This is a genomic window from Capnocytophaga sp. oral taxon 335 str. F0486 (assembly GCF_000277665.1).
GTDB classification, from domain to species: Bacteria; Bacteroidota; Bacteroidia; order Flavobacteriales; family Flavobacteriaceae; genus Capnocytophaga; species Capnocytophaga ochracea.
Genome location: NZ_AKFR01000006.1, coordinates 75987 through 82596 on the forward strand (window position 1 = coordinate 75987; position 6610 = coordinate 82596).

Sequence of the window (6610 nt, forward strand, 5' to 3'; positions counted from 1 at the left end):
GTTAATTTCCCGCCCGTCGTGCTACGACTGCCGGTACGACTCGTACCTAATTCTTTAATTTTCTAATTTCCTAATTATTTCATACCTTTGCGTCCTAAAATAAAATCATTTATGGAACAAACTTTACCCGCAGGACACCCCGTGCATACCTATATGCTTGAAGCTGAACTTATTTACTCACTTATGGACGAGTTGCTCAGCATAGACCCTCATACCGACTATCAGAAATTCTACAACGTGTTCAACCATTTGGCAACGGTAGAAAAACACTTTGCTCGCAAGGAAAACCAGCTCTTCCCTTTCTTAGAAAAACGCGGTTGGACGAATCCTTCACAAAATATGTGGTCTTTCCACGACACCATTCGCGATATCTTCCGCTTGGTACGCAAAAACTTAGAAGAAAAAGACCTTGATGCGGCGCAAACCAATGTGCGCTATATCGAAGATAACTTAGGTCGTTTGCTAAATGTAGAAGCGAATATCCTGTTCCCTAACGCCTTGCAATTACTCACCGAAGAAGATTGGATTGAAATGCGCAAAGGCGAAGAGGAAATAGGTTGGATGCTGAAAGAAGAACCTGCCCCTTACCCTAATAGCAACCCCGGCGAACCGGTGTACGTACACCCTTCAATGGATACGGAACCCCGCACCGATGTGCAATTTAGCGACGATGCTACGCATTACGACGAGGGTTATATGACGGTTGAACAGGTAAACCTCTTGCTCAAAACCCTCCCTATTGATATTACTTTTGTAGATGAACACGATCGTGTGATTTTCTACAACCGTGGCGAAGAACGCGTATTCCCTCGCAGTGCCGGTATCATAGGGCGTGAAGTGAAGTTCTGCCACCCTCCTAAGAGCGTGGGCACGGTGCTTAAAATCGTAGAGAACTTCAAAGCAGGTACTCAAAACGAAGCTAATTTCTGGTTCAATTATCGCGGTCGCCTTATCTATGTGCGTTATTTTGCTGTGCGCGATAAAGAAAAGAACTACAAAGGCGTGATTGAAATGTCGCAAGACATCACCGATATTCAAAAAATAGAAGGCGAACGCCGTTTATTGGAGTGGGATAACTAATGAAAGACTTATTCGGACAAGCTATTTTAGATTATCAGCAAGGGCAATACACCGAAGATATCAAAACGGAAACTACCATTTCCGAAGAAGATGTATTGCCCTTGCCTTATTTGTTTCGTTCCTTTGAACAGATGCCTGCGTTAGAGCAAAAAGCCCTACAAATGGCAAAAGGGAAAGTATTGGAAGTGGGGTGTGGAGCAGGCTCTCACGGACTCTATTTGCAGAACGAACGCAAGCTTGAAGTACATTCTATCGACCTATCACCTAAGGCTATTGAAGCGTGCCTGTTGAGAGGTTTACGCAATGCCAAAGTGCAGAATGTATTGGAAACAACAGGGCAGTACGACACTATTCTCTTACTGATGAATGGTGCAGGTATGTGTGGACGATTGAAACAAATGGGTGCTTTTTATGCTCATCTGAAAACACTCTTAGCTCCACACGGACAAATCCTCACCGATTCTTCTGATATTATCTATATGTTCGATGAGAACCCCGATGGCAGTTATGATGTACCGCTCTATTTCGATTATTACGGAGAAGTAGATTACGTGGTGAAGTATAAAGGTCGAAAAGAAAAGCCCTTCCCCTGGATGTATGTAGATTACAACACTTTACAAAACGTAGCAATTTCAGTAGGCTTACAATGCGAACTCATCGCCGAAGGTGAACATTTTGATTACCTTGCAAAATTAGCAGATTAGTAAATTAAAAAAATGATTGGGTAGCTTCACATTTTCTAATTATCTCATTTTCTAATTATCTAATGTCAAAGTATTTATGCATTTGTAAAGAGGCTTTCCACTGAGGGTGAGCCATTACGTAATCTACAATTTTAGGCATTATCTCAGCGCGTTTGCTCCACTCGGGTTGGAGGTAAAGTAAGCACTCAGGCGATACTTGCGATGCCATTTCTTCGGCAAAAATAAAATCGTGATTGTTATAGATTACCATTTTGAGCTCATTAGTTTTTTGAAGAACGTCTCCTACGGGACGTTTTATTTTTTTAGGCGATAGGCATATCCAATCCCAAGAGCCTGATAACGGGTGTGCTCCTGAGGTCTCTATATGAGTGCGTGCACCTCCTGCTCTCAGCTTTTCGGTAAGTAAAGTTAAGTTCCACATCAGTGGTTCACCCCCTGTAATAATGATGGTTTTGGAGTGTGTTAAGGCTTCGGCTACAATGGTATCTACGGGCACTAAGGGGTGAGCTTCGGCTTGCCAACTATCCTTTACATCACACCAATGGCAACCCACATCACAACCGCCTAAGCGAATGAAATAAGCTGCTGTTCCTTTGTAGAAACCTTCGCCTTGTAAGGTATAAAAAGCCTCCATCAGGGGGAGGAGTTCCCCCTTCTGCAAGGCTATCTGTGTATCTTTGTTTAGCATTTATTATTCGTAATTAGCCACATCTAATATCCACGGATCGGGGATTTCGGTGTTTTCGCGTACTTCTTCTACCTTTTTCATAGCTTCGTCATAGGTATTATAACGGGCTATATAAATGTAGTTTAGTACTTGGTCTTTATTGTAATACACTTGGGCATCATAACCCCATTTCTTCATTTCTTCTACCCGTTTGTTTACATTATTGAAGTTTAAGAAGACTCCCACTACCACATAATAACCCTGCTGAGTATCGGTGACTTTCAGTTTGCTTATTCTCGTTGAACGGTGTATTTGGGTAATCTCCTTTGGATTATTTTCTATTTCCAAAGCGGTAAGGAACAAATAATAACGGTCGCGACTACGTGTATAACTCAAATCTAATGAATTGGTGTTGTTAGGAATCAGGTATTGATTGTCGTTTTTGATATCCATACGGAAGATATCAAAGCCTAAGGTGTTTTCGCTGTTAGGGGTGCGTGTTTTTACTATCTCATCGTTATTTGTAATGGCACTGCTAAAAAAGTTTTGATTAGGGCGCCATTTGCTTTCCAAAGAGGAGGTTTTACCGCTGGCAGGTACACCAACGGCTACGTTATCACCTGCCATATTAAAGTCGCCTTCGAGGGCTACTCCCATAATACGCGTTTTAAAGTCGCCTGCCTCAGGGGTTTTAAATCCACTAAAAGTAAAGGTTTTGGAAGCCTCATTAGTAATAGCCGAAAAGCCATCGTAAGTAATGATTTTCTTCACATTGCTATCGGGGTTTTCGTATACTATTACTAACGCCCAGCCTGCTGCCGAACCGCCTTCAATTTGCCCCAAAGCAGCTTTTACATTGGCTACGGTATAATCGCCTTCTATTTTAGTTGCCGGAGCTAAAAGATTGGTGATATTGGCGTAATACACATAAGGCGCTGAATTTTTTAGCTCATCGTCGGTGCGTCCGTCGTAAATAAGTTCACCAGCGATAGGAGTATAGGTATTGGTTTCGGGTATTTTCAGTAGTACACTACTGGCGTCTCCTCTATTAGTATCAACAGGGATATTTTTATTACCTCTTAGGGTGCCCTTAGCATATGGATAGGTAGCCGACCAATACAAACCTGCATAAGCTACCTTTCCGCCTGTTCCTTCGTAAGAGAAATTCGCACTACTAGATGAAAACGTATTAGGGTCAGCATCGATATCGATGTATTGCATATCGAACTCGTCGTTGAGTTTAGCTTTCGGGCTACGGTCGTTATAAGGGTCGTTAGGGCTATTGCGTTTTTCTTTACAGTTAAGAATGTTATTCCCTATAATTTTGATATCCCCTTTGATAAAGGTTTCGTACCTAATGTTAAAATCGGTAGTAGATTGTGCTTTTAGGGAGAAAGCGAGTCCCACAGAAGCGAGCAATGTGATGATATGTTTCATAAACTTACTATTTTCTTGGCAATTCGGAGGGCTTCGGTGCCTTGTTCGAGAGTGACCATAGGGGTCGTATCGTTTACTATGGCATTGGCAAAGCTTTCGAGCTCGTCTAAGATAGCATTATTATTTTGTATTTCGGGATATTCGAAATAGATTTGACGACGCTCTCCTTCTGCATTTTGGAGTATCATATCGAAGTCTCCTGGTACTTCTGGAGCGTCTTTCATCTTCACTACTTCTACTTTTTTCTCCAAAAAGTCTACGGATATATAAGCGTCTTTCTGGAAGAAACGGCTTTTGCGCATATTCTTCATAGAGATACGACTGGCAGTGATATTGGCTACACAACCGTTTTCAAACTCCAAGCGGGCATTAGTAATATCGGGGGAATGACTAATAACCATTGCACTACTTGCCGAAATGTGTTTTACCTTAGATTTTACGACGCTTAGGATTACATCGATATCGTGAATCATCAGGTCGAGTACTACGGGCACATCGGTACCACGAGGGTTGAACTCAGCTAAGCGGTGTGCCTCGATGAACATAGGGTTGTGAATTTGGTCGCGTACGGCAATAAAAGCCGGATTGAAGCGCTCTACGTGTCCTACTTGTCCTTTCACGTGGTGTTCTTTGGCAAGAGCGATAATCGCTTCGGCCTCTTCTACCGTAGTGGCGATAGGTTTTTCGATAAAGAGGTGCTTGCCTGCTTTGATAATCTTTTCGGCACACATAAAATGGTTGAGGGTAGGGGTTACGACATCTACCATATCACATTCGGCGATGAGCGCATCTATACTATCGAAACGCTTGTAGCCAAACTCTTCGCTTACTTTTTTAGCGTTTGCTTCATCGGGGTCGTAGAATCCTACGAGTTCGTATTTTTCGGATTGGTTGAGCAATCGCAAATGTATCTTTCCTAAATGTCCTGCACCGAGGACGCCAGCTTTTAATTTTGTCATTTTAATATCCTATTTTGGCGCGTACCCTGCGCAAAGTTTCATCGGCTATGCGGTGTGCTTTGGCAGCACCTTCTTTTAATATAGCATCGAGTTCGCTTAGATGCTCCATATAGTAAACGTAGCGCTCGCGTGGGGTCGCAAATTTTTCTAATATGAGTTCGTAAAGGGTTTGTTTGGCTTGACCGAAGCCATAACCTCCTGCGCGATAAGCTTCTTCCATCGTTAGTATTTGCTCAGGAGAAGCTAACAGGCGGTAGAGTCTCATCACGTTGCAAGTATTGGGGTCTTTGGGTGCTTCCAAAGGAGTACTATCGGTTTGGATTGCCATTATTTGCTTGCGGAGTTGTTTTTCGGGCAAGAAAATATTGATAAAATTGTTGCGTGACTTGCTCATCTTTTCGCCGTCGGTACCTGGTATAATCATTATTTTCTCCTCTATTTTAGCTTGTGGCAATACGAAGGTTTCGCCCATTTGGTGATTGAAACGAGAAGCTACATCGCGCGTAATTTCGAGGTGTTGCAACTGGTCTTTACCCACAGGTACGACCTCAGCATCATACAAGAGTATGTCGGCTGCCATTAGCATAGGGTAAGTGAAGAGCCCAGCATTTACGTCTTGCAGATAGTCCATTTTGTCTTTAAACGAATGGGCGAGGGTGAGGCGTTGGTAAGGAAAAAAACAGGACAAGTACCACGAGAGTTCAGCGGTTTGTGGTACATCGCTCTGGCGGTAAAAGGTTACTTTATCAGTATCTAAACCGAAAGCCAACCAAGTGGCAGCAACGCTATAAGTGTTGGCGCGGAGTTGCGCACCGTCTTTTATTTGAGTAAGGGAGTGCATATCGGCAATGAACAGAAACGATTCGTTAGAAGGGTCTGATGCCATTTGCACTGCGGGGAGGATTGCTCCGAGGATATTCCCTAAGTGGGGAGTACCTGTACTTTGAATGCCTGTTAATACACGAGCCATTGTTTTATTAAAATAATAAGTTAAGAAAGTGCAAAGGTATGAAATAATTAGGAAATGAGAAAATTAGAGAATTAGGAAATTAGAGAAAAGGCATTAGCCCTTAGGCCATAGTGTCATATCCTGAAATAGGTTTACACTAAAAACCATAAAAAGATATGACAATAGGGAGGAAAGAAACAGTTCGGTACAGTGATTGCTTTAAGTTGAGTATCGTAGAAGAGATTGAGAGAAACGGATTGAGTATTGAAAACTGCCGACGCAAGTACGGCATTGGAGGAAGTACAACGATTCAAAAATGGCTTAAAAAGTATGGTAAAAATCACTTATTAAATAAAATAGTACGCGTGGAAACAATTGATGAAATCGGGGAGCTTCAAGCTCTTAAAAAGGAGTTAAAAGCCCTTAAAGAGGCTTTTGCTGAAACGACTTTAGAGAATAAAGTTTATAAGACTTATTTTCAAATTCTTGGTCAGGAAACAGGAATGGGCGATGAAATAAAAAAAAAGTTAGAACAAGAGTTATTGAAGTACTTTCCAAAACAGAAAAGATAAGCGCTCTTTGCAAGTGTTTTGGTATTAGTAGACAAGCTCATTATAAAGCAGTTAAATCGTTTAAGGAGGTAGCACTCAGTGAGAGTATAATTATTGAGATGGTACAGGAAATACGTCGAGAACTGCCCAAGATAGGAGGAAAGAAGCTTTATTATATGTTATCAGATAAGATACATCAGGTAGCAAAAATAGGGAGAGATAAGTTCTTTATGATATTGAATAATAATGATTTACTTATTCAA

At 41.8% G+C, this 6610-nt stretch carries 7 protein-coding genes; 3 read left to right on the plus strand and 4 right to left on the minus strand.

Translation table 11 applies throughout. The annotated features are described in order from the left end of the window. Window positions 1-111: 111 nt before the first annotated feature. Together HMPREF1320_RS00875 and HMPREF1320_RS00880 are read left to right on the plus strand one after the other, a co-directional pair. Window positions 112-1080 (plus strand): DUF438 domain-containing protein, encoded by a 969-nt coding sequence (locus HMPREF1320_RS00875; RefSeq protein ID WP_009417113.1) that lies wholly within the window; start codon window positions 112-114, stop codon window positions 1078-1080. Beyond that, window positions 1080-1784: a class I SAM-dependent methyltransferase gene (locus HMPREF1320_RS00880; RefSeq protein ID WP_009417131.1), complete on the plus strand. Its 705-nt coding sequence runs from the start codon at window positions 1080-1082 to the stop codon at window positions 1782-1784. Before HMPREF1320_RS00875 ends, HMPREF1320_RS00880 begins: the two co-directional genes overlap by 1 nt. 55 nt (window positions 1785-1839) lie before the next feature. On the opposite strand, the gene HMPREF1320_RS00885 is transcribed toward HMPREF1320_RS00880, so the two are convergent. From HMPREF1320_RS00885 to trpS, 4 genes are read right to left on the minus strand one after another with little or no spacing between them, the layout of a single operon-like run. Further along, a complete protein-coding gene (locus HMPREF1320_RS00885) occupies window positions 1840-2472 on the minus strand; it encodes a 7-carboxy-7-deazaguanine synthase QueE (RefSeq protein ID WP_009417077.1) in 633 nt (210 codons plus the stop codon). A gap of 3 nt (window positions 2473-2475) precedes the next feature. After that, a complete protein-coding gene (locus HMPREF1320_RS00890) occupies window positions 2476-3888 on the minus strand; it encodes an SPOR domain-containing protein (RefSeq protein ID WP_009417127.1) in 1413 nt (470 codons plus the stop codon). After that, on the minus strand, window positions 3885-4847 hold the full coding sequence (locus HMPREF1320_RS00895) for a Gfo/Idh/MocA family protein (RefSeq protein ID WP_009417094.1): 963 nt from the start codon (window positions 4845-4847) through the stop codon (window positions 3885-3887). Before HMPREF1320_RS00895 ends, HMPREF1320_RS00890 begins: the two co-directional genes overlap by 4 nt. Before the next feature lies 1 nt (window position 4848). Beyond that, window positions 4849-5817: a tryptophan--tRNA ligase gene (gene trpS / locus HMPREF1320_RS00900; RefSeq protein ID WP_009417079.1), complete on the minus strand. Its 969-nt coding sequence runs from the start codon at window positions 5815-5817 to the stop codon at window positions 4849-4851. A gap of 203 nt (window positions 5818-6020) precedes the next feature. Between trpS and HMPREF1320_RS00905 the strand changes: the two genes are divergently transcribed. After that, window positions 6021-6368, plus strand: a complete 348-nt coding sequence (locus tag HMPREF1320_RS00905; protein WP_232207514.1) for a transposase — start codon at window positions 6021-6023, stop codon at window positions 6366-6368. The last annotated feature ends 242 nt before the right edge of the window (window positions 6369-6610 follow it).